18 protein-coding genes are annotated in these 22,101 nt (G+C 55.5%); 6 read left to right on the top strand and 12 right to left on the bottom strand.

Translation table 11 applies throughout. From position 1 onward, the window contains the following. Window positions 1-5 precede the first annotated feature (5 nt). Entirely contained in the window at window positions 6-1,529 is a 1,524-nt protein-coding gene (locus tag Q0778_RS07305; protein WP_298308001.1) for an acetyl-CoA acetyltransferase, read from the top strand. 179 nt (window positions 1,530-1,708) lie between these two features. Here Q0778_RS07305 and Q0778_RS07300 read toward each other — a convergent pair whose 3' ends face one another. From Q0778_RS07300 to Q0778_RS07250, 11 genes are all read right to left on the bottom strand, one after another. Further along, window positions 1,709-2,194, bottom strand: coding sequence for a GNAT family N-acetyltransferase (locus Q0778_RS07300; protein WP_298308003.1), 486 nt, complete (start codon window positions 2,192-2,194; stop codon window positions 1,709-1,711). Window positions 2,195-2,246: 52 nt separating this feature from the next. Continuing rightward, window positions 2,247-2,474, bottom strand: coding sequence for a glutathione binding-like protein (locus Q0778_RS07295; protein ID WP_298335148.1), 228 nt, complete (start codon window positions 2,472-2,474; stop codon window positions 2,247-2,249). Between the two features lie 30 nt (window positions 2,475-2,504). Then, a complete protein-coding gene (locus tag Q0778_RS07290; protein ID WP_298335146.1) occupies window positions 2,505-2,873 on the bottom strand; it encodes a glutathione S-transferase family protein in 369 nt (122 codons plus the stop codon). Window positions 2,874-2,974: 101 nt separating this feature from the next. Next, complete coding sequence (locus Q0778_RS07285) at window positions 2,975-3,541, bottom strand: carboxymuconolactone decarboxylase family protein (protein WP_298335144.1); 567 nt, start codon at window positions 3,539-3,541, stop codon at window positions 2,975-2,977. A gap of 46 nt (window positions 3,542-3,587) precedes the next feature. After that, a complete protein-coding gene (locus Q0778_RS07280) occupies window positions 3,588-3,998 on the bottom strand; it encodes a nuclear transport factor 2 family protein (RefSeq protein ID WP_298335142.1) in 411 nt (136 codons plus the stop codon). Window positions 3,999-4,139: 141 nt separating this feature from the next. Beyond that, window positions 4,140-4,673 (bottom strand): TetR/AcrR family transcriptional regulator, encoded by a 534-nt coding sequence (locus tag Q0778_RS07275; protein ID WP_298308014.1) that lies wholly within the window; start codon window positions 4,671-4,673, stop codon window positions 4,140-4,142. Window positions 4,674-4,792: 119 nt separating this feature from the next. Continuing rightward, the gene (locus Q0778_RS07270; RefSeq protein WP_298308017.1) at window positions 4,793-4,963 is read right to left on the bottom strand and encodes a hypothetical protein; all 171 of its coding nucleotides are present in this window, start codon (window positions 4,961-4,963) and stop codon (window positions 4,793-4,795) included. A 119-nt stretch (window positions 4,964-5,082) separates the two neighbouring features. Beyond that, on the bottom strand, window positions 5,083-6,189 hold the full coding sequence (locus tag Q0778_RS07265) for an alkene reductase (RefSeq protein WP_298335141.1): 1,107 nt from the start codon (window positions 6,187-6,189) through the stop codon (window positions 5,083-5,085). A gap of 186 nt (window positions 6,190-6,375) precedes the next feature. Next, on the bottom strand, window positions 6,376-7,461 hold the full coding sequence (locus Q0778_RS07260; protein ID WP_298335140.1) for an alcohol dehydrogenase catalytic domain-containing protein: 1,086 nt from the start codon (window positions 7,459-7,461) through the stop codon (window positions 6,376-6,378). 528 nt (window positions 7,462-7,989) lie between these two features. Then, the gene (locus tag Q0778_RS07255; RefSeq protein ID WP_298335138.1) at window positions 7,990-8,634 is read right to left on the bottom strand and encodes a carboxymuconolactone decarboxylase family protein; all 645 of its coding nucleotides are present in this window, start codon (window positions 8,632-8,634) and stop codon (window positions 7,990-7,992) included. 3 nt (window positions 8,635-8,637) lie between these two features. Then, entirely contained in the window at window positions 8,638-9,171 is a 534-nt protein-coding gene (locus tag Q0778_RS07250; RefSeq protein ID WP_298335135.1) for a VOC family protein, read from the bottom strand. Between the two features lie 148 nt (window positions 9,172-9,319). On the opposite strand from Q0778_RS07250, the gene hppD reads away from it, so the two are divergent. Together hppD and Q0778_RS07240 are read left to right on the top strand one after the other, a co-directional pair. Further along, window positions 9,320-10,441: a 4-hydroxyphenylpyruvate dioxygenase gene (gene hppD / locus Q0778_RS07245; protein ID WP_298335133.1), complete on the top strand. Its 1,122-nt coding sequence runs from the start codon at window positions 9,320-9,322 to the stop codon at window positions 10,439-10,441. Beyond that, window positions 10,438-11,010 (top strand): VOC family protein, encoded by a 573-nt coding sequence (locus Q0778_RS07240; protein ID WP_298308034.1) that lies wholly within the window; start codon window positions 10,438-10,440, stop codon window positions 11,008-11,010. Before hppD ends, Q0778_RS07240 begins: the two co-directional genes overlap by 4 nt. A gap of 83 nt (window positions 11,011-11,093) precedes the next feature. On the opposite strand, the gene Q0778_RS07235 is transcribed toward Q0778_RS07240, so the two are convergent. Then, on the bottom strand, window positions 11,094-14,456 hold the full coding sequence (locus tag Q0778_RS07235) for a TonB-dependent receptor (RefSeq protein WP_298335132.1): 3,363 nt from the start codon (window positions 14,454-14,456) through the stop codon (window positions 11,094-11,096). Between the two features lie 224 nt (window positions 14,457-14,680). On the opposite strand from Q0778_RS07235, the gene Q0778_RS07230 reads away from it, so the two are divergent. From Q0778_RS07230 to Q0778_RS07220, 3 genes are all read left to right on the top strand, one after another. Beyond that, entirely contained in the window at window positions 14,681-17,314 is a 2,634-nt protein-coding gene (locus Q0778_RS07230; protein WP_298335130.1) for a M14 family metallopeptidase, read from the top strand. Between the two features lie 121 nt (window positions 17,315-17,435). After that, window positions 17,436-18,332, top strand: coding sequence for an ABC transporter ATP-binding protein (locus Q0778_RS07225; RefSeq protein WP_298335128.1), 897 nt, complete (start codon window positions 17,436-17,438; stop codon window positions 18,330-18,332). Between the two features lie 15 nt (window positions 18,333-18,347). Further along, on the top strand, window positions 18,348-21,932 hold the full coding sequence (locus tag Q0778_RS07220; protein WP_298335126.1) for a M1 family aminopeptidase: 3,585 nt from the start codon (window positions 18,348-18,350) through the stop codon (window positions 21,930-21,932). The last annotated feature ends 169 nt before the right edge of the window (window positions 21,933-22,101 follow it).

The raw sequence follows: 22,101 nt of genomic DNA, 5'->3' as shown, positions 1-22,101 counted from the left end.
GCCCGATGGTAGCTGACAACACGCCGGTCATCATCGGCGTCGGGCAGTATTCGGAGAAAGTCGGCGAGCCCGGCTATGAAGCCTTGTCTTATATGGATATGGGTGGGCGTGCGCTGAAGGCAGCGATTGCCGACAGCGCCGCCGCTCAGCCGGTTGCTCCCGCGATTGATACCGTGGCCGCAATCCGCGCGTTTGAAATCTCACGCCCTGATCGAAAGCCTCCCTTTGGTGGCTCGAACAATGTGCCGCGCTCTATGGCGGCGCGGGTTGGCGCGAACCCGGAGCGGGCGATCCTTTCGACCACTGGCGGGCAGTATAACCAGTATCTGGTCGGTGAGTTCGCGCAGAGCATTCTTGCTGGTGAGAGTGGGTGTGCTGCGATTGTGGGCGCTGAAGCCATCTCAACCGTCCTTGCGCTAGCGGCCAAAGGTGAGAAACCCGATTGGTCTGAAGGGGTTGAGGGTAGCCTCGAAGACCGAGGCTTTGGCAGCGATGGGCTGATGGAGATGGGCCTGTTTGCGCATGGTGCGACCGGTGCAATCCCGCTCTATGCGATTGCCGAGAATGCACGGCGCGCGAAGCTGGGGTTGGGATTGGACGATTACCGCCTCAAGATTGGCGAGCTGTTTGAGCCCTTCACCAAGGTTGCAGCAAGCAACCCCCACGCCGCTGCTCCGAAAGAGCGGAGCGCTGAAGAACTCGCCACCATTACCGAGCGCAACCGGATCGTGGCAGAGCCCTATGCCCGCATGACGGTGGCGCGTGATCAGGTGAACCAGTCGGCAGCTATCATTATCGCCAGCGCTGCCAAAGCGCGCGAGCTGGGCGTGCCAGAAGACAACTGGGTGCATATCCACGGCGTTACTTCGGCAACCGAACTGGAGCTGTCCGAGCGGCCTGACCTTGCCGCAAACCCAGCCTCGATTGCGAGCGTCGAACAGGCATTGGCAATCGCGGGCAAGGGCATGGACGACATGGCCTTTATCGACTTCTACTCCTGCTTTGCGATCCCTGTGTTCAACCAGATTGAGCATTTTGGTTTGAGCGTCGATGACCCGAGGGGTCTGACACTTACGGGCGGATTGCCGTTCTTTGGAGGAGCGGGAAACAACTATTCAGCGCACGCTATTGTTGAAGCGGTGCAGAAGGTTCGCGGTGAGCGGGGCAAGTTCGCTCTGGTGGGTGCAAATGGCGGTTGGATGAGTAAATATGCGACCGGTATTTATTCGACCGAGCCTGCCGATTGGTCTGAGGTGCGCGTGGCTAAGGTGCCAAAGTCTAGCGATGCCGTGCCGCGCTACGGCGAACCGTTTGAGAGCGCGACAATCGAAAGCTACACCATCAACGTCACCAAGAAGGGCGCAGATGCAGTCTGGATTGGCCGCAATGAGGCCGGCCAGCGCGTGGTTGGCAATGGAGATTTGTCGCACGAGGCAACGCGTACGGCGTTTGAAGGGGGAAGCCCCTTTGGCGCAAAGCTAACCGTGACGCGCGATGAGCGTGGCCGCAATATTGGGCGATTGGCCTAGTTCTCCCCTCCGTGTCGGGTAGGGTATGGTGATAGCTGCAAACACGAAAAATGACCGCAGACAAAATGTGCCGTCTGCTTTGGGTTTGGCTGGGTAAGCGGCCTATGCCGGAAATTGGGGGTGAGAGCGGACTCGATCCAACCTTCTTACTTCAATCCATATCTCATTCAGAGCGATGTCTAGATGGTTTTCGCAAAGTATTGGACCGTTTTTCCAGCAGCTGCGCCGATGCCAACGCGTCTAAACCCAAGGCCGTCGTGGAACTGGAGCGATGCCTCGTTGGGCGGCTCTAAGCCTACTTCGGCGCACAGGTATTGACGGCAGGTGCTGCGCGCCTCCTGCTCCAGATCTTGATACAAAGCAGCCGCTAGTCCTCGCCTTTGCAGGCTTTCACCAATGGCAATGCGGTCGATATAGACGAAACTGTCAAAGCGCTGTTTGAACCAGCGGAAATTCTCGCCATCGTGGGCGGATCGATCGTCGAGAGCGATGATGAAGGCTTTGCCGCCCTCGATGCTGCGGTGGTACGAACTGTTATCTCGAAGCGCGCGCAGCTGCGCCATTGTGAGCGACGAAAGCTGCTTTTGATACAGCTGATTGAGCTCAAGCACTTCGGCAAGATCATCATCGCTTATGGGTTCAACATTCCACGTCCGTGGCGGCATCGGTCAGTCTCAAATCAGCTTCAAACAAAGGCACCAAAACCCGAATACATCACTATTTAGACGGTTCCGCCATGGTTGGCACAGCCAGGCCTCTGGCAGAGGCTGGCCGGGCCTCGATCTGGTCGCGCCAGCGGATCAGATTGGGGAATTGATCAAGCTCAACTTCGGCATATTCGTGATAGCGAACCCAGCACCAATTGGCGATGTCAGCAATGGAATAGTCGCCTGCTTGAAATTCGCGGGTTGCAAGGTGCTGATCGAGCACGCCGAACAGCCGCACCGTTTCGGCCTGATAGCGCTCGATTGCTGGCTATACGCGCTCTGGGAAAAACTTGAGGAAGGTGACGGCTTGACCCTGCATCGGTCCGAGCCCCGCCATTTGCCACATCAGCCATTGCAGAACCTCAGACCCGCCCTTCATGTCTGTCGGCAGCAGCTTGCCGCTTTTCTCAGCCAGATAGATCAGGATTGCGCCGGATTCGAACACGGCGAAATCGTCATTGTCGCGGTCAACAATCGCCGGGATGCGGCCGTTCGGATTGATCGCAAGATACTCAGGCCATTTCTGCTCGCCCGCGCCGATATTCACCGGTTTGACGGTGTAGTCCAAGCCCATTTCTTCAAGGGCAACCGAGACTTTGAAACCGTTTGGGGTTCCCCAAGTGTAGAGATCAATCATGGTCAAAATTCCAATATCTTGCCCTGAGGGCTTGCGGCCACTCGATGGTAGCCAAAGACTAAGCCCGCCGCTCTAAGGGGAAAGCGGCGGGCCTATCGTCGTTATGCAGCCGCGCGTTGTTCAGCGGTCCAGGCGTTGGCTTGGAAGGCCGCATCAACCGGGGTGTGAGCCACATGGTTGGTGTAGTTCGAAATCACCTTGAGGCTGGTGCCGACAATCACTTCCAGCAGGTTGCCCTTGGTGTAACCCGCGGCGAGGAACGCATCGATCTGCGCATCTTCAAGATAACCGCGCTGAGTGTTCACTTGCGCTGCGAATACACGCAGAGCCTCAAGCTTGGGATCAGCCAGCTGGGTGCCATCGCGTAGTGCGGTGATCACATCGGCATCAACACCTTGCATACCGGAAATGGTGGTGTGCGCCGCCATGCAATATTCGCAGCCGTTGAGGCGGTTGTTGGTCATCAGGATGACCTGCTGCTCAGTTGGCGTGAGATCGCTCTTGTCGAAAAGTCCGCCCAGCGTGATGTAGGCCTCAGCGGCGATGGGAGCCTCGGCCAAGGTGGCCATCAGATTGGGCACAAAGCCGTAAGTTTTCTGAGCGCCGGCGAGCAATTCTTTGCTGCCTTCCGGAGCGGTTTCTTGAGTGTGGACTGTAAAGTTAGTCATTGTATTCACTTTCTTTTTGAGGGTATTTCTTCGGGGGTATTGAAGCTTAATTGTTGGAGTGGGAATCGTAGACTTTGCCGCTGATCTTCCACTGATCGTCACGTTTGTAGAGGACGAAAAAGTCGGTGAAGCGCAGGCCAGCCCAGTTGATGAATTCAACCTTCGCAGCGGCTGCAGGGCCAGAGATATCGATCCATGCGATCCGGCTCTGCACGTCTGGCGATGCGCCGATTTCGGATACTTCTGCGGCGAATGCATTGGCATCTGGTGTCGAAAACTCTCCGCCAATAGAGCCGACGATATTGGCGTGGTCGTAGAAGGCCGAACGGCTGAGTTCACCATCACCGGTCTTAGCCGCTTCGATATAGGGAAGCAGCGCTTTGGCGACGGCCTCATATTCCGCGAAGCTGGCGATTTCTTCTGGGTTGGTGACTTTGGGTGCTGGGGCGTTGGACATGATTTGGGGTCTTTCAATAGCGAGGCGTTGAGGCCTCTGGGGGATAGTGAGCCACCGGAGCCTGAGACGCCGAGAAACTCCATGGAGCTTAGTTAAAGATGACTATCTATATATCAATAGGCAAGACGAAGAAAAAGGCTCTTATTCTTTGAGATACCCTTTGAGGGCCTTCGAAATTACGTCGGCATCACCGGTAAGGCGGGCGATGAGGAGCGATCCTTCCAGTGTGCTGAGAAAGCCGATAGCGAGCTCGTCAGCATTTTCTCGACCTGCGAGTTCAAACTGTTTGTACAGCCAAGCCTCGAAATCGCGGAAATAGGCCTTGACCAGGCTGGCAACGCGCGGGCTGACCGATTGCAACTCAGCCGCCATCATGCCGCACATGCAAAACTCTTCTTTGGCGAGATAGCCTTTGAAGTAATCGATAGCAGCCTGAAGGCGCCCTTCCGGCGTCTCATTCGCGGCCTCCATCGCAGCAAAACCCAAGGCGTGCTGCTCGCGAAGGCGCTCAACCAAGGCCGCAGCGAGATCGTCCTTCAGCTTGAAATGGTAATGGATGCTGGCCGTTTTGATGCCAATCTCATTTGCCAAATCGATATAGCTGAAGCCGTTGAACCCGCGCGTCTGGGTCAAGGATTCAGCAAGATCAAGAATTTTTGTCTTTGTATCGGTCATAACATCCACATAAATCTATATGCATATAGATAAGATTGCGACATCAAAAGTCAAGCCATCGAATGGGAATAGAGCCTTAGTTTTCAGGTCAAGAAACAGGCTTTGATGACTCGCCAGCATCAGCCAGTCAGTGTTGGCGTCGCATTGGCTGGGGCAGACTGGGAGCGATCGTATGCTTCGATCCGTTCCGCCTTCTCGATCTTTGCGATGATAATTGGCGGGGCGAACAGCGTCATTGTGATTGCAAACCCAAGGAATGTGGAAACCAGAACTTCGCGGTGATTTGACATGTGAATTTTCCTAATTGTTCGGCAAAGTGGCTCGGCTGGGTGAACGGGTTCTTTTCTCAAAAGCCGTCCGCTCACCCGCCTTACCCTGAACCAGATGGGGGTTCTCCGGCGTTGCTGCGCTAGAGGACCTCTGCAAGAGCGCGCAGATATGTTTCATCCTGCGTTGGATAATCGGAATACCCCTTTTCATCACCGCCATAGAGCGTTGCCTCATCGACCTCGTTTAGTTTCGAATTGTCTCTAAGCCTGTCAGTGAGGTCAGGGTTGGCAATGTACGGCCGGCCGAAAGAGACAGCGAAGGCGCCGTCCGCAATCGCTTGCGAAGCGGCCGCGCTGTCGTAATTGCCATTGGCGATATAATTGCCGCTGAAATTACCGCGTAGGTTGCTCAGCAGTTTCTCTTCGCTTTTCGAAACAGGATGGCCTGGAAAGCTTTCGACCACGTGCAGGTAAGCGAGATTGCGGCGCTCTAGCTCATCATAGATGTAACCATAGTTCTCTGCCGCATCCGGATCGGCAAAGTCGTTGAACTTGCCGGTTGGCGAGACGCGCGCACCTACGCGGCCAGCGCCGATCTCTGCCGACACAGCATCGACCACCTCGAGGAACAGGCGGGCGCGATTTTCGGGGCTGCCGCCATATTCGTCTTCGCGTTGATTGGTGTGGGCAGAGATAAACTGGTTCAGCAGATAACCATTGGCGGCGTGCACTTCGACACCGTCAAAGCCTGCGTCGATCGCAGTGCGTGCTGCATGAACATAGTCGGCAATCACCTCTTTGATCCCTTGGATATCCAGAGCCTTTGGCAGCGATGCATTTTCAACGCCGTTTTCGGTGAAGGTATCAGCCGTCGCCTGAATTGCTGATGGTGCAACCGGCTGCGCGCCGCCGGGTAGCAGCGAGGTGTGGCTGATCCGGCCAACATGCCAAAGCTGCACAACCATCTTGCCGCCATTTGCTTGAACCGAACGCGTGATCTTGGTCCAAGCATCGCGTTGCTTTTCGTTATAGATGCCCGGCGTGTTGATATAGCCTTGGCCCATTGAGCTGATTTGCGCGCCTTCGGTGATGATCAATCCAGCGCCCGCGCGCTGCGTATAATACTTGATCGCCATTTCATGCGGCGTGCCATCGCCGTGCGCGCGGTTGCGGGTCAGAGGGGCCATGAAGATGCGGTTCTTGACATGAATGTCTCCAAGGGTTCCGTGTTCGAAAAGAGTGGTCATAAGAGGGGTGCTTTCTTTGCTAGGTTTTGGGGAAGTCTTCTTCGGGAGGAGGGGGAAGCTTGAGGTGGTCGTAGGATTGCAAAGTATCTATATATAAATAGGTATTTCAGGGCGACCTCAAGCGGCGGCAGCTAAGGTGGCCGCTAAGCCGCCCCAATTCCACAATGCCGGATCGACAGCGGTGGCCTAGTTCTTCAAGGCAACCTTGATCGTTCCATCAGTGCGCATCAGCATTCGGTCGTAACCTTCGGCTGCATCTGCGAGCGGCAGAATGTCAGTGAAGATAATGCTTGGATCAATCTTCCCAGCCTCAACCAGAGGCAGCAGAGTACGCATGTACGCGGGCACATTCACAACGCCAGTGTGAATGGTGAGATTGCGAAACAGCGAGGCTGAGTAAGGCTGATCAACCGGTGCAAACAAGTGGCCAAAGCCCAAAACACTGATCTTGCCGCCGGCTTGCGCCATATCGAGTGTTTGCTGGAGCGAGGCTTGATTGCCGACCGTATCAATGATCGAGAGCGCGCCATATCCGCCGGTCAATTCCTTGACGAATTCAACTGGATCGCCGGTCTTGCCGTTGACGGTGTGGGTCGCGCCGGCCTTGTTGCGGCTGAAACCCAGACGGCCATCGTGACGGCCAACGTGGATGACTTGTTCTGGATTGAACAGCTTGCTGCTGGCCAGAACCGCGCTCTGACCAACCGCGCCGTCGCCAATCACGACAACTGTGCCGCCTTCCTGGATATTGGCGTTCAATGCACCGTGATATCCAGTCGCGAAATTGTCTGCGAGCGGTAGTGCGCGGGCATCTTCTGCGCCGGTTGCCAGGCCCTCTGGCAGGGTGAACAAAGTGGAGTTGGCGTAAGGGACGCGGACATATTCAGACTGGCCGCCTTGAATGTCGTTGCCGCCATGCTCGACAAACATTGGTGAACCGAAGAGGCCGCCATGTTCGCAGGATGAGTTAAAGTCGCGCTTGCAGAAGTGGCACTCGCCATCAACGAACATGGCCGATGCGACCACGCGGTCACCGACCTTCACATTGGTGACGTCCTTGCCGACCGCTTCGACAACGCCGACGAATTCGTGACCAAGGCGCATGCCCTGCATAACGCCCGCTTCTGGGCCGTTGTTCACGAAATCCAGGTCAGCGCCGCAAATTCCGGCGAGAGTGACGCGAACGATTGCGTCATTGTCTTGAATCAGTTGCGGCTCGGGGATGTTGCCAACTCTGACTTGGCCGCGATCGTGATAATAAGTGCCTAACATCGCTTTCTAATCCTTCAGTTTGGACCCCTTGCCTGAATTGCAGGCCAAATCTGAGAGCGTCCGAATCTTAAAATGGACAGCAATTGCTGTCTCGCCGGAGCATCTAGATATCACCTATGTATATATCAATAGTTAAAAGGAATTAATTTGCACTCTTTCGAAAACTTCGGTTTTTGAGAATGAAGCTTGGTCTTCGCAGATCCGATTGACACAAGCCTCTGGTGAATGTCTTTCTAGTCACGCTGGTTCGTTCCTTTGGATACCTCGAATAGGAGGTGAGGAACAACTCCGCCGACATCATAACCGCATCGATAATCATGCGTCATGGTTGCGTGACGCCTAGTGTCCGAAGGTGGGTCGCAAGCGGAATGAAGGCTTTTGGGCTTCGATCGGTTGGCCGCACAGGCGACAATCGGGCCAATAAACGACCAAAACTACGAACTGCTCGGCCGTGATTAGACGCTGGTCGATTGGTGGCAAATTCTATCCCCCTCCCTTCTCGGTGGGCAGAGATAGGGGACTTAGCGCCTAGTCCTTCTTGTCCCGGTTCCCGCCTAGGAAATCGAGCGCATCAAAGCCTTCGGGCGCTGGCACTTCGGTGATGGGGTCATCGCGATCATCGAACTCTGTGCGAAGCGCGCGGCTCATCACTGCATGCATAAGATACATGCACGTTGTGTAGGTGAGCTCCATGATCTCCTCATCGGAAAACTCGGCCTTCAGCGCATCGAAAAGCGCATCGGGCACGCGCCCTTGGTGCACAACAAGGCGGTCGGCATAGGCGAGCACAAGGCGCTCTTTCGCGGTGTAGCATGTGGCCGTTTGCCAAGTGGGGAGGGCCTCGATCTTCTCTTCGGGATAGGCAAGGCCGCGAAGGGACTTGCAGTGCTGCGAGAAGACAAACCGGCTGCCTGTGGCCCAACCAGCCCATGTTTGCCCGAGCTCGCGCAAGGTTGGGTCGAGTTTGCGCTTTGGTGAGCGGTAATAGGCAAACCCTTGGGCCGCGTGCGCCAAGGTCTCAGGTGAATTGGCGAAAACTGTCCACCAATCGCCGGGGGTGCCTGTGGCGGTGCCGGGCTCAGCGACCGGGTCGCGATCTCCGAATAGGAGCTGATAAAGCGGGAGAATGCTACCGTCGGCTTCAGCCTTGGGGACTTCGCGCAGTCTAGGCATGTTCTACGCCTCCACTCGGTCGGCGGCAGTGGCCGGCTTGTGCGCGATGTCTTCGGGGCCGAAGGTTTTGGTGGTCGCCGCAAATTCCAACATGATGCCATTGGGATCGGTGAAATAAACGCTGCGCACAAAGACACCCTCATGCATTTGCTGCGTCATGCCCATCTTGCTGTCATCGTGATTGATCACCGCATGGGTGTGCTCAACGCCTGCTTCCTCAAGCCGGTCGAGTGCGGCTTCAAGCTCGCTCTCTTCCATGTCGAACGCCAAATGGTTCATCGAGCCCACCGCCGTCTTTGCATCGTAAGGGAAAGATTTGACCGAGGCGATACCGGGAGCCGCAGGCGGTCCATCGACCCACCAGAAGAACGCCACCGCATTGCCGCCGCCGCAATCGAAAAAGAAGTGTTGACCGCCGTCCGGAAGCTCGACCGTCTTGAACAGCGGCATTTGAAGGACCTCGGTGTAGAATTTCACCGTCTCCTCCATATCGCGGCACACCAGCGCGATGTGATTGATTCCTTTGGTCTTGATCATCTCTCTCTCACCTCTTGCGGCAATCCTGCACGCAAAGCCTGCTTGGTTCAATTGACAAATGAGCCCTCTCCAGTTAGATAGTTTCAAAAGAAACTAAATTGAGGGCACGGTCCCTCGGCTCTATATTCTCAATCAAAGGTACAAACTCATGACCCTCCACCCAGGTGATTTGTTCGAAAACCCCGCTGGCCTCGACGGCTTTGAATTCGTCGAATTCTCCGCCTCTGAAAAAGGTATGCTGGAGCCGGTTTTTGAGAGCATGGGCTTCACTCACATCGCCAATCACCGCTCGAAAGACGTGGCTTTGTGGCGTCAGGGCGGGATCAACCTTGTGGTGAATTATGAGCCCAAATCCGCTGCATGGTACTTTGCGCGCGAGCATGGTCCAGGCGCCTGCGGCATGGCGTTCCGCGTCCGCGATGCGGCCAAGGCTTATTCTCACGTCCTCGAACAAGGCGCAGAGCCTGTCGCCAATGCTCCCGGCCCGATGGAGCTCAGCATTCCGGCGATCCGCGGCATTGGCGGCTCGATCCTTTACTTCGTTGATCGTTATGCGGACGAAGCAGGCGAGGGGCTGTCTATCTATGACATCGACTTCGAGTACCTCCCCGGCGTCGACAAGCACCCAGAAGGTTGCGGCTTCCAGCTGATCGATCACCTCACCCACAACGTCTATGGCGGGCGCATGGCCTATTGGGCCGACTTCTATGAGAAGCTCTTCAACTTCCAGGAAATCCGCTACTTCGACATTAAGGGCGAGTACACCGGCCTCACCTCAAAAGCGCTGACCGCGCCCGACGGCAAGATCCGCATCCCGCTCAATGAGGAGGGCGAGAACGGCAAGGGTCAGATCGAAGAGTACCTGCGCGAATACAATGGCGAGGGCATTCAGCACATCGCGCTCATCTGCGACGATATCGTTGCCGCATGGGACCGCCTCAAGAAGCTCGACGTGCCGTTCATGACCGCGCCGCCAGAGACATATTACGAGATGCTGTCAGAGCGTCTTCCCGGCCACGGCCGTGATGAAGCAGCGCTCAAGTCTCGCGGCATCCTGCTTGATGGCGCCACTGAAGGCGGCGCACCACGTCTCCTTCTCCAAATCTTCGCAGAACCGCGCATTGGCCCTGTGTTCTTCGAGTTTATCCAGCGCGTAGGCGACTACAAAGACGGCTTTGGTGAAGGCAACTTCAAAGCGCTGTTTGAGAGCATCGAGCGTGACCAAGTTGCGCGCGGTGTGCTCAACGTCGAAGAGGAGCCGGCGCAGTGAGTGTTTCTGGGACCCACCCCGTTAAACTCGCAGGTGTCCACCACACAGCGCTTCGCTGCAAAGACGCTAAGGAGACCGTCGAGTGGTACGGTCGCGTGCTTGGCATGGACTACACCACTGCCTTTGCGGAGGATCATGTGCCTTCGACCGGCGCGTATGATCCCTATATGCATGTGTTCCTCGACGCGGGGAACGGCAATATCCTTGCCTTCTTCGAGCTTCCCAACCAGCCCGAAATGGGCCGTGATGAGAACACCCCTCAATGGGTTCAACACTTCGCTTTCAAGGTCGGCTCTGAGGAAGAACTTCTCGCCGCCAAAGCCCATATCGAGGGCGAGGGCATCGACGTGTTAGGCCCGACCCACCACGGCATCTTCAAGTCGATCTACTTCTTCGATCCCAACGGTCACCGCGTCGAACTCGCCGCAGACATTGGCACCGATGAGCAATACGCCGAGCTCAAGCGCGTCGCACCTGTGATGCTGGACGAATGGAGCGAGACCAAGACCGCGCCGCGCCATGCCGATTGGCTGCACGAGATTGCCCACAAGGAGCACGGTAATGCCTAAGCGATTTGCAGTCTCAACAAGATGAATAAAAGGGGCGCGAAGGTCAGACCTTCGCGCCCCTTTTGTTTGGTTCAATATTGAGCTTAGAAGTCGCCTGAGACGCCAAGGAAGAAGAAGCGACCACGTGGGCTTACCGGACGTGCAAGGCTGCCAAGGAATGGCTCTCGATCGAACACATTGTTGATGCCGCCAAACACCTGGACGTTGTCCAGCACATCATAGGTGAAGTTGAAATCATGCTCGAACGCATCGCCAGTACGGAACTGCGATGGATCGAGAAGGCCCGTGTTCTCCGAAACGACAACCGCACCATTCACGATCTCAACGTCGGTGCTGTCAGCGTTCGAACGCTGCAACGCATTGTCTTCGAAGCGAGTCCGCCAACCAACCGACCAGTTGTCGTGCTGCCAATTGAGACCGAAATTGACGATCCAATCCGGGTTGCCAATGACACCAAGAAGATCGCTAACCGTTGCCTGATCCTTGATCAACAATTCTTGCTGAACCGGATCGGTTTCAGCCGCGATCGTCTCACCGATCACCGGATCACTCTCGGTGAAGCGCTCAATGAAATGCGACCCAGCTGCGTTTAATTGGAACACGCCCCAATCACCGTTTCCGAACGGAGCATCGAACTCATAGCGGACTTCGAAGTCGATGCCGCGTGCTCTTAAGAAGGCAAGATTGATGTTGCCGGAGGTGAAGCCGGAGATGGCCCCACCATTGTTCGGATCGCGTTGAATTGCGCCACAGAACTGGTTGTCCGTAGAAGGCAGATCGACACATGCCTCGGCGATTTCAGCGCCGGTTAGGCTTCCAACGGCATCGTCAATTTCGATGTCGTAATAGTCGGCAATCACAACGAGACCATCGAGTGCACCCCCAAATACTCCCTGAGGTTGGAAGATACCGCCAACTGTGAAGCTGTCTGAGGTTTCTTCGATCAGGTTCGGGTTGCCTCCTGTCGTGCCGGTAACAAACGCAGTCAGGAAGTCCGAGGAGTCAAATCCTGCTGCTACGAACTCAGCGCAGTTAGTTGGGCGGTTCGCACTACCATTGTTGATGTTACCATCATCGCACGGATCGGCGTCCACTCCAATGAATGCGGCCTGTTGCGGACCAAAAAGCTCACCAATGTTTGGCGCACGGATTGCTCTTGAAAACGTTCCGCGGAACGTCAGCCATTCAACTGGGCTGTAGATCGCGCCGAATGAATAGGTCTCAGTGCTGCCAATCGTGTTGTAATCCGAGTATCGGCCCGTTGCCGAGAATTCGAGCAATTCGACATATGGCATATCGGCCAGAAGTGGTAGCCTGAGTTCACCAAAGCCCTCATAGACAGTAATGCCTTGTCCATCGGTGGGCGAAGGACTGATGATTACGGAATTGTTGGTTACGACGTCGCCTTCGATCTGGAAGAATGAATCCGGCGTGAACTGAGAATCGTCGCGACGATACTCAAAACCGGCGGCAAAGCCGACCGGTCCGCCTGGCAACTCAAAGAAATGCCCAGTGTCACCAGAAAGAACGGCAAGGAACTGTTGCTGCTCAATGGTCGTCACGTCCAGCAGATCAGAGAACGCAAAGGCCGCGCCTGCTCCTCCAATCGAATTGGGTCCCAGAATGTTGATTGGCGCGCAGCGGCCATCAAGAATTTGGTAGGTGACGGCCCGGGTCAGCCCGCTGACATCAACTCCATTGATGGTGCTCCCTGCTGGGAAGAGGGGCGGACCGCCAACGAACTGAGCTGCAGGGGAAGGAATGCCCGTGACTTCGGAACGGCAAACAATATCACCGACCTGGGCAGTGCCTGCATCGATTACGAGGTCTTCACCATTGCGAATGGCGTTGAGCGTTCCGGGGCCACCCGCACCAAATGCGGCAATCGAGTTGGTCCCATCAAGTTCAGCCGCCGTAAGCGCGAAGGCATCAATCGCAGCAAAATAGCGATCATTCAAACGTGCACTGCGCGCTGTGTCGTCCACATCGGTGCGGCCATATGTGTATGAGGCCTCAAACGCGATGTTGTTGTCAGGCGACTCCCAGCGGAGGCCACCCGATGCGCGGATGGTTGTGCGTTCAATATCAGTCCCAGCGTTGATTTCCGAGCCGACATTGTCTCTTGCCACAAAGATACTTGGCGTATCTGGACCGAGCGCGTCCACTACGGCGATCTGATCCACCAGCGCTTGAGGGAGAAATGGGTTGTCGAGTGCAATAGGAATATCGTCGGAGAACGGAATACCCGCGATATTGCTTGTTTCAACATATGAGAACTTCGCATCTGCAAAGAACGTGAGATTGTCGGTGATCTGGTAATCCACGCCGCCCGCTGCGTTAAAGCGAGTCAACTCAGGGATAAGCGTGAGGCCTGGTGCCGTCTCACCAATGAAGATCCCGTCGCCTCCGCTGGCGTTAAACGCACCAGTTGAGAAGCCCGGATTGAACGCGCGAAGGTTTCCGCTCGCATCAATGATCTGAAGAACCGGGATGGTGGTGCCTGGGATATTCGGAACCGTATCCGAGGCAGGATTAAAGTCGGTTACGAAGGACAGAAGCTGCCCAAATGGGAAAGCAAACGGCGTTGGGTCAAGCGCGATCGTAGAGCCTTCGCTTGAAACAGGCAGCCTGCGATCCGGTACAAAAGCGTTCTCAGCGTTTGGATCAAGGCCCAAAATGCCGTTCAAGAACGGGCTGCTGGGATTGAATGAAGAAAAGCCTGGGCCGGCAAAGTTAGGGCGATCGCCGTTTAGGATCGAGGTCGAGTGCGAATACTCAAAAGCGAGAACTGCGCTACCGCGTCCGTCGCTGAATGTGCCGCCGCCTGCGACGGAGGCAAAGACCTCTTCCGCGTCGCCTTCATCGCTAACACCGCCTTGGACGCGATACTCGATCCCATCAAAATCGCGGCCAGTGCGCAACTTGTAGTTTACCACGCCTGACACAGCATCCGCACCGTAGACACCCGATGCACCACCCGTGAGCACCTCGACATCCGAGATCAGAGCTGTCGGGATTGAGCCGACATCAACAGTGGCCGTGCCTTCGATCCCTGGGACATGACGACGACCGTCTTGCAGAACGAGCGTTCTGTTTGTGCCCAATTGCCGCAGATTAAGTGTACTTGCGCCCGTCAAGGCAAGGCCTTGGGCATCTGACAGTGTTGCTGGATCAGACCCCTGCAACGCCGGAATTTCACGCAGCGTCTGAGAGATATCAATCTCACCTGCGTTTCGGAGTTGCTCAACTGAAATAACCTGAACTGGGCTCGGCAACGAGGTTGTAGAGTCAGTGGCGATGCGCGAGCCTGTAACCACAATTTGGTTTTCTTCAGGTTGTTCCTGATTTGCCCCATTGCTAGTCACATCCTGGGCGAATGCTGCGAATGGCACAGCACTTGTGGCCGCAAGCAAAAGCGCTTGCACCGAAATTCTGAGAGGTTTCATGAACAGTCCCTTCTTTGTTCTGCCTCTATGGTCGATTGCTGACTACAGTGTGTCAAGAAAGTGGTATTCGAATCCATCAGGGGGCTGGCAAAAATCGTAATATTGTTGCCATATGGGCACAGTCTTGGCTCTGAATGCGCAGTCGGACAACCGTTTCAGTGCGTGCCAGCAATCGGTCAACCGGGGCTCTTGCGATTGTTTTCTTTACGAGTAAGACCAAAAGAATGATGGTAAAAGTACTTCAGCGCTGCGTTGCATCGGTTGCCGCAGTCCTTGCCCTGTTTTCATTACAGGCCCCAGCGATCGCGCAGTCATTTGCTGAAGCCGAGTTTGATCCAGCCATACCCACATTGACCCAGGTGATTGGTCATCAACCCGGTGAGCGGATCACCAGTCCTGAAGAGACAGTAAAGTATCTTCAGGCATTGGTCGCCGCCGCACCAGATCGAGTCCGGATGGTCGAATATGCGACAAGCTGGCAGGGGCGGCCGCTTAACTACCTCGTGCTCACTGCGCCCGAAAACATGGCACGGATCGATGCCATCCAGGCGGATATGGCTAATATCGCCGCAGGTCGCCAAAGCAACGGCGCTGCACTGGCGGTAACCTGGCTCGCCTACTCGGTGCATGGCAACGAAATCGCATCGACCGACGCAGCGATCATGATGGCCTATCATCTGCTTGCTGCGCCGAACGATCCACGCGTTCGCCAAATCATGTCAAACACGATCGTTGTTCTTGACCCGGTGCAAAATCCGGATGGGCGGGCACGATTTGTGAGTCATTTCCGCAATGCACTCGGGATGACACCAATTGGCGACCGGCAAGCAGCTGAACATGACGAAACCTGGCCCAGTGGCCGCGTCAATCACTACATGTTCGACCTCAACCGCGATTGGTTCACGCTGAGCCAACCGGAAACCCGGGGCAAGGTTGCGGCCTTGCGCCAATGGAATCCGGTTGTGGTTGCCGATATCCATGAAATGGGCGGCGATCAGACTTATTTCTTCGCGCCTGCAGCCGACCCGGTGAATCCGAATATCACGCCCGAACAGCTTAACCTTTATGAGCTGATCGGGCGCAACAATGCGCGCAATTTTGATGCCATGGGTGAACCCTATTTCACCCGAGAGATATTTGATCTGTTTTATCCTGGCTACGGCGACACTTGGAACGCGCACCAAGGCGCGGTCGGGATGACATACGAACAAGGCTCTTCAAGAGGTCTCGTTTGGGACCGACGCGATGGCACGGTGCTTCCTTATGCGACTGGCGTGCGCAACCACTTCATGGCGAGCCTTTCCACAGCGGAAGCTGTGGCTATGAATGCGGATCGGTTCCTTCGCGACTACGCCGATTATCGCCTCGCCAATGCCAACGGAGCATCGGGCACTGGGGCTTACGTCATCGACCTTGCAAGCCGTCGTTGGAATGCCGAGCATCTCGGAAGGAGGTTGGCTGCACAAGGCATCCAGGTGGTCCGCCGCTCTGGTCCGGTGACCGTGTGCGGCCGTTCCTATGCTCAAGGCTACATCGCTGTTCCTCAGGCACAGCCAGCGGGAAAATTGGTCCGTAGTCTACTCGACAAAGACACCGAACTTCCGCGCGAGTTTATCCTTGAGCAGGAAAAGCGCCGCTCAATCGATCTGGATCATGAGCTTTATGATGTAACTGCCTGGTCCGTAGGGGCAATGTCCGGCGTCAAAGTGGATGTTTGCAATCGGGCGGTTGGAGGCCAAGCCCTGACTGGAGAGGAGCCTATCGCTCCGCTTGGTGATGCGACGGGTGCCTACGCAGTTGCGGTTCCGTGGAGCGACAGCGGTCAGGCTCGTCTTGTAACAATGGCCCTTCGCGAAGGGATTGAGGCCCGCTCAACCGACGAAGCCTTTACTAAGAATGGGCGCACTTTCCCGCGCGGCACGGTGCTATTCCCAGTTGCGGTGAACGCGCCAGAAAAGATGGCACGGCTAGGAGAACTTGCGCGTGAGATCGGGGCGGAAACCGTGCCTATCGCTGACAGCTGGGTTGAAGATGGTCCCAACCTTGGAAGTTCGGCCTTTGTACGCCTGACCGTGCCCAAGGTCGCGATCGCGTGGGACGAAGGCATTTCACAGCTAAGCGCCGGGGCTTTTCGTTTTGTAGTTGAACAGCGCCTCGGCCTTCCTGTAGTGCCGATCCGCACCAACCGCTTTGGCCGCGCTGATTTGTCTGACTACGATGTGGTCCTAGTTCCTAATGGTTCGCCGCGCGGTGCGATGGGAACTGGTGGTCTCCGAAATCTGCGCGGCTTTGTGGCACGCGGCGGTGTTCTAGTCGCAGTGGGCAATTCACTCGGCACATTCGCGTCGGGCGACAATCCACTTCTTTCGGTTCAACGCGAAGCTGCACTTGGGCTTTCTGCGAAGAATGACCCAGACGGAGATGGTTCACTATCCAGAGCAAGCGAGATCACGTCCGAAGATGAGTATCGTGAGGCGATTGCGGATCAGGAGGCGCTCCCGGATAATCTACCTGGAGCGCTTCTCAATACGGTCGCGGATACGGAGCATTTCCTCTCCGCTGGCTATGATGACGGTGCTGTTGTGCTGGCAAGCGGATCGACAGTGTTTACGCCTCTCGATAAGGAAAATGGCAGCAATGTCATGCGGTTTGCGGCGCCTGATGCGCTGATCGAGAGCGGTTATGTGTGGGACGAAAACCGGCGTCAGATGGCTTTCAAGCCTTTCATGATGGCGCAAGGCACTGGCCGTGGCCTCACCATCGGGTTTGCTCATGATCCGTCAACCAGGGCATTCCTCGATGGCCTTGACCTTCTCATCGCCAATGCAGTTCTGATCGCGCCCTCACGGGTGCGCTGAGATGATTTGAGGCTGGTCGATCTTACGCCGTGGACGGTGAAATTTGTAAACATATGGTGCTTTACATAAGCAACACACCCGACTAGCCTTGAGCACAAGGCAAAAAAGGGGTTCGGTCCATATGCTCGAGTTGAAGAATGTCAGCCATATCTATGCGAATGGTGTGAAGGCGCTTGATGACGTTAGTCTGACGATCCCAAAGGGCATGTTCGGGCTTTTGGGGCCGAACGGCGCGGGCAAATCGACGCTTATGCGCACTGTGGCGACTCTTCAGACACCAACCGCTGGCCAGATCACCTTTGGTGGGCTCGACATTCTCGCGGAGCCCGAGGCTTTGCGGAAACGGCTGGGTTATTTGCCCCAAGACTTTGGTGTTTATCCGCGTGTCTCTGCCTATGACATGCTTGACCATATGGCCGTACTCAAAGGCATTGGGGCTAGGGGTGAGCGTAAGGCCACTGTTGAGACGCTGCTCAATCAGGTTAACTTGTGGGGTGTGCGCAAGAAGGCGATTGCTGGTTTTTCGGGCGGCATGCGCCAGCGGTTTGGCATTGCTCAAGCTTTGATCGGCAATCCTGACCTTATCATCGTGGATGAGCCCACCGCGGGCCTCGACCCTGAAGAACGCAATCGTTTCCTCAACCTGCTCGCTGAAATCGGTGAGAATGTGGTGGTGATCCTTTCAACCCATATCGTTGAGGATGTGGCCGACCTGTGCCCTTCAATGGCGGTTCTGGTCAACGGTTCGATCAAACTTGAGGGTGCACCCAAGGAACTGATGAGCAGGTCCAAAGGGACCATCTGGGCCAAGACTATCGAGCGCGGAGAGCTGGATGGCTATCGCTCAATGTATGAGGTGATCTCGACCCGGCTGTTTGCGGGTGAGACCATCATTCACATTCTTTGTGACCATGATCCGGGCGATGGCTTCGTCTCTGTCGATGGCGGGCTCGAGGATGTTTATTTCTCGACCCTTGCTGCATCGCGCCGTGCTGTGCCTGAAGCTGACGCAGCTTAAGCGGGAGACTTCGCCATGTTCGGTTCAATCGCACTTTTTGAGCTGCGTTACCAATTGCGCAATCCAGTGTTCTGGGTTTCGGTAGCGATCTTTTTCCTGCTGACGTTTGGAGCCACGGTTTGGGATCAAATCCAGATTGGAGGCGGGGGCAACGTCAATATCAACAGCCCTTCTGCCATCCTTCAGGTTCAGCAGATTCTAAGCATCTTTTTCATGTTCGTGACCACTGCTTTTGTTGCGAACGTCGTGGTTCGCGATGATGAGAGCGGCTTTGGCCCCATGGTGCGTTCGACGCAAGTGACCAAGTTCTCCTATTTGATGGGACGGTTCACAGGCGCGGTGATCGTGGCATTGCTCGCTTTTGCAGTCATTCCACTTGCTGTATTTCTGGGGTCCTTGGCCCCTTGGCTCGATCAAGAGACTGTTGGTCCAAACCAGGCGAGCTATTACTTGGCGAGCTTCGCATTCTTTTCCGCGCCAAGTGTGATCATGCTGAGCGCGATCTTCTTTGCGGTCGCGACCACCACCCGTTCGATGATGTATACATATGTCGCGGTTGTCGGCTTCTTGGTGCTCTATTTCGTGTTTACCGGGATCGTTGGTGGGGAGCCGGAATATCGCGATTTTGCCGCGTTGGTGGAACCTCTGGGTCTTGCCGCAGTCGCGAATGAGACGCGCTATTGGACTGTGGCAGAGCTCAACACACAACTGCCCTCGCTCTCAGGTACCATACTTTTCAACCGTATGATGGCGCTTGTGATTGCGTTGGGTGCACTTGTGATTGCACTTTGGCAGTTCAGCTTTGCTGAGCGCGGGGTTTCGGCCAGGAAGGCGCAGAAGCTCGCGAAGAAGGCTGAGAAGGTGGCTCGGACTAAGCCACAGACCGTTGCGACCTTGCCGACAACGCAGCCCGAAAAGGCGGGTCTCGCAAGGCTCATAGCAACAACCCGGTTCGAAATATCTCAAGTCGTGCGCAGCCCTGCGTTTGCTGTTTTGCTCGCGCTCGGTCTGGTCAACTGCCTCGCCGCCCTGATCTTTGGAACAGATACCTATGGGACCCCGCGCATCCCCGCGACCTTCTCGCTCATTGGGGTTGTAGCGGGCACGTTCACGATCATCCCACTGATTATCGCGATTTACTATGGTGGCGAGCTTGTTTGGCGTGACCGCGATCGCAAGTTTCACGAGATTGTCGACAGCACCTCATTGCCGGGCTGGGCCTATATGGTTCCAAAGACCATAGCTGTGACGTTAGTGCTTTTTGCAACACTTATCATTTCAGTCCTTGCGGCAATGGCTGTGCAGGCGAGCCGCGGATATTTTGATTTTGAGTTTGGCAAATACCTGATGTGGTATGTTCTGCCATTGACAATCGACCTCTTGCAGCTCGCGATCCTATCCGTCTTTGTGCAGGCCTTGAGCCCCAACAAATATGTGGGCTGGGGGATCATGGTTCTCTACATTGTGGCCACAATCACCTTCGCGGGGATTGGGCTTGATCACCCGCTTCTTCTTTATGGTGGTGGGATCGCCAATCCGGTTTCGGATATGAATGGTGATGCTGTTGCCGGAGCACTCGGCTGGTGGATGAGGCTCTACTTCGGCGGCATGGCTCTGGTCATGGCGGTTCTCGCTCACCTGATGTGGCGACGCGGTACAGAAACACGGTTGATGCCGCGCCTCAAAGCTCTGCCACGCCGTGCGATGTCAGTTGCTGGCGCACTCGGCCTCGTCGGTGTCCTTACATCGTTTGGAACAGGCGCGTTTCTCTACAATCAGATGAATGTTGAGAACACCTATTTCAACAATGATGCGCAGGAAAAGCTGCTCGCTGATTATGAGAAGGAATACCTCCAATACGCTGATCTCAAACAGCCTTCGCTCACCGATGTAACGCTTGCGGTCGATCTTTATCCGGAAGAACGCCGGATGGAGGCATCGGGTACATATTCTATGGTCAACGACACTGGTGCACCCGTTGAAATGCTGCATGTCCGGCTGTTTGACGCCGATACTAAACTGCTTGAAGTCGATGTTCCGGGGGCCACGCTGGAGAAGAATGACGAGACCTATCAGCACCGGATCTATCGCTTTGACACGCCACTTGCACCTGGGGAAAGCGCGAGCCTGACGTTCAAAAGTCAGCGTTGGCATAAGGCTTTCACCGCGACCGGATATGGCACGCGGCTGGTCGAAAACGGTACATTCCTCAACAATGCTGAGTTCGCTCCGCAAATCGGCATGAATGAGCAGGGCCTGCTTACCGATCGTGCGACGCGTCGTAGTTATGGGTTGGATGACGAGTTGCGCCTACCTGATCTGGAGGACGATAGCGCTCTTGAAGAGAACTACGTCGGTAATGTCGATTGGGTGAATTCGGACATTACGCTGACCACCTCAGCTGATCAGGTGCCAATTGCACCGGGTAAGCGGGTTTCAGATGTGGTCCAGGGAGATCGCAGGATCGCTCGGTTCCAATCCTCCAATCCCATCTTGGCTTTCTTCTCAATCCAATCGGCGCGCTATGAAATCATGGACCGCGATGCCGACGGGGTGAACCTGCAAGTCTATTACGACGCACAGCACCCCTACAATGCGGAGCGGATGATCGATGCGATGGAGGCCTCATTCAAATATTACCGTGCCAACTTTGGACCGTATCAATTCGACTATGCGCGGATCATCGAATTCCCGGGCTATGCGAGCTTTGCTCAGGCCTTTGCTGGGACGATGCCCTATTCAGAAGACATCGGTTTCCTCGCCAATCTGGCTGACCCGGGTGAGATTGATTACGTCACCTATATCACCGCGCACGAGGCCGCTCACCAATATTGGGCGCACCAGTTGATCTCCGCTAACCAACAGGGTGGCACCATGCTGGTCGAGACCTTGGCGCAATATTCGGCGCTGATGGTGATGAAAGAACTTTACGGCGAAGACGCTATGCGCCGCTTCCTCAAGTTTGAGCTCGATAACTATCTTACCTCAAGAGGAAGCGAGGCAATCGAAGAGCTTCCGCTGGAGCGGGTCGAGAATCAGGGCTATATCCACTACCGTAAGGGTTCGGTCGTGATGTATCTGCTCCAGGACCGTCTGGGTGAAGACCGGGTGAACACGATGCTTGCCGAGCTCCTCAACCGCTTCCGCTTCAAGAGCCAACCCTATGCGAGTTCTAAGGACTTGGTCGAAGGCTTCTATTCGCTCACTCGCAATGACGAAGAACGCGATCTTGTGCGTGATCTGTTGCAGCGGATTACGGTCTATGACCTCAAAGCCGAAGAGGCTGAGGTGCGCGAGCTTGACGATGGTACTTTTGAAACCACGCTAAGCGTTGCTGCCGCCAAATACTATGCAGATGGCGAAGGCGTGGAGACCGAAGCAGACCTAAGTGACCAGATTGAAATCGGTGTCTTCACAGAGCGTCCTGGGGCAGGCGAATTCGCAAAGTCGAACGTACTTTTGATGGAGCGTCGCCCGATCCAATCAGGTTCGCAAACCATCAAGCTTGTCACCAGTGAGCGTCCGAGTTGGGTGGGTGTTGATCCCTACAACAAATATGTCGATCGCAATTCTGACGACAATCTGATTGAGCCAGGTTGAGCTCAAATTGTGCGAATGAATGCTGTGCCGTCAGCGGATGTTGTTCAACCATCGTTGTGGGCAGCGCTGGCAAATTGGATGGACTCGCGCGGCTAATATCTCGCCCGTCGTCGAGCCTCAACCGGCCGACAACGTGATTTGGCCTCGATTGGCGTTCGATTCGTTGTAT

This window comes from uncultured Erythrobacter sp. (assembly GCF_947502395.1).
Lineage (GTDB): Bacteria > Pseudomonadota > Alphaproteobacteria > Sphingomonadales > Sphingomonadaceae > Erythrobacter.
The sequence above is the reverse complement of the archived record's forward strand: the minus strand, read 5'-3'. Positions and strand labels throughout refer to the sequence as shown.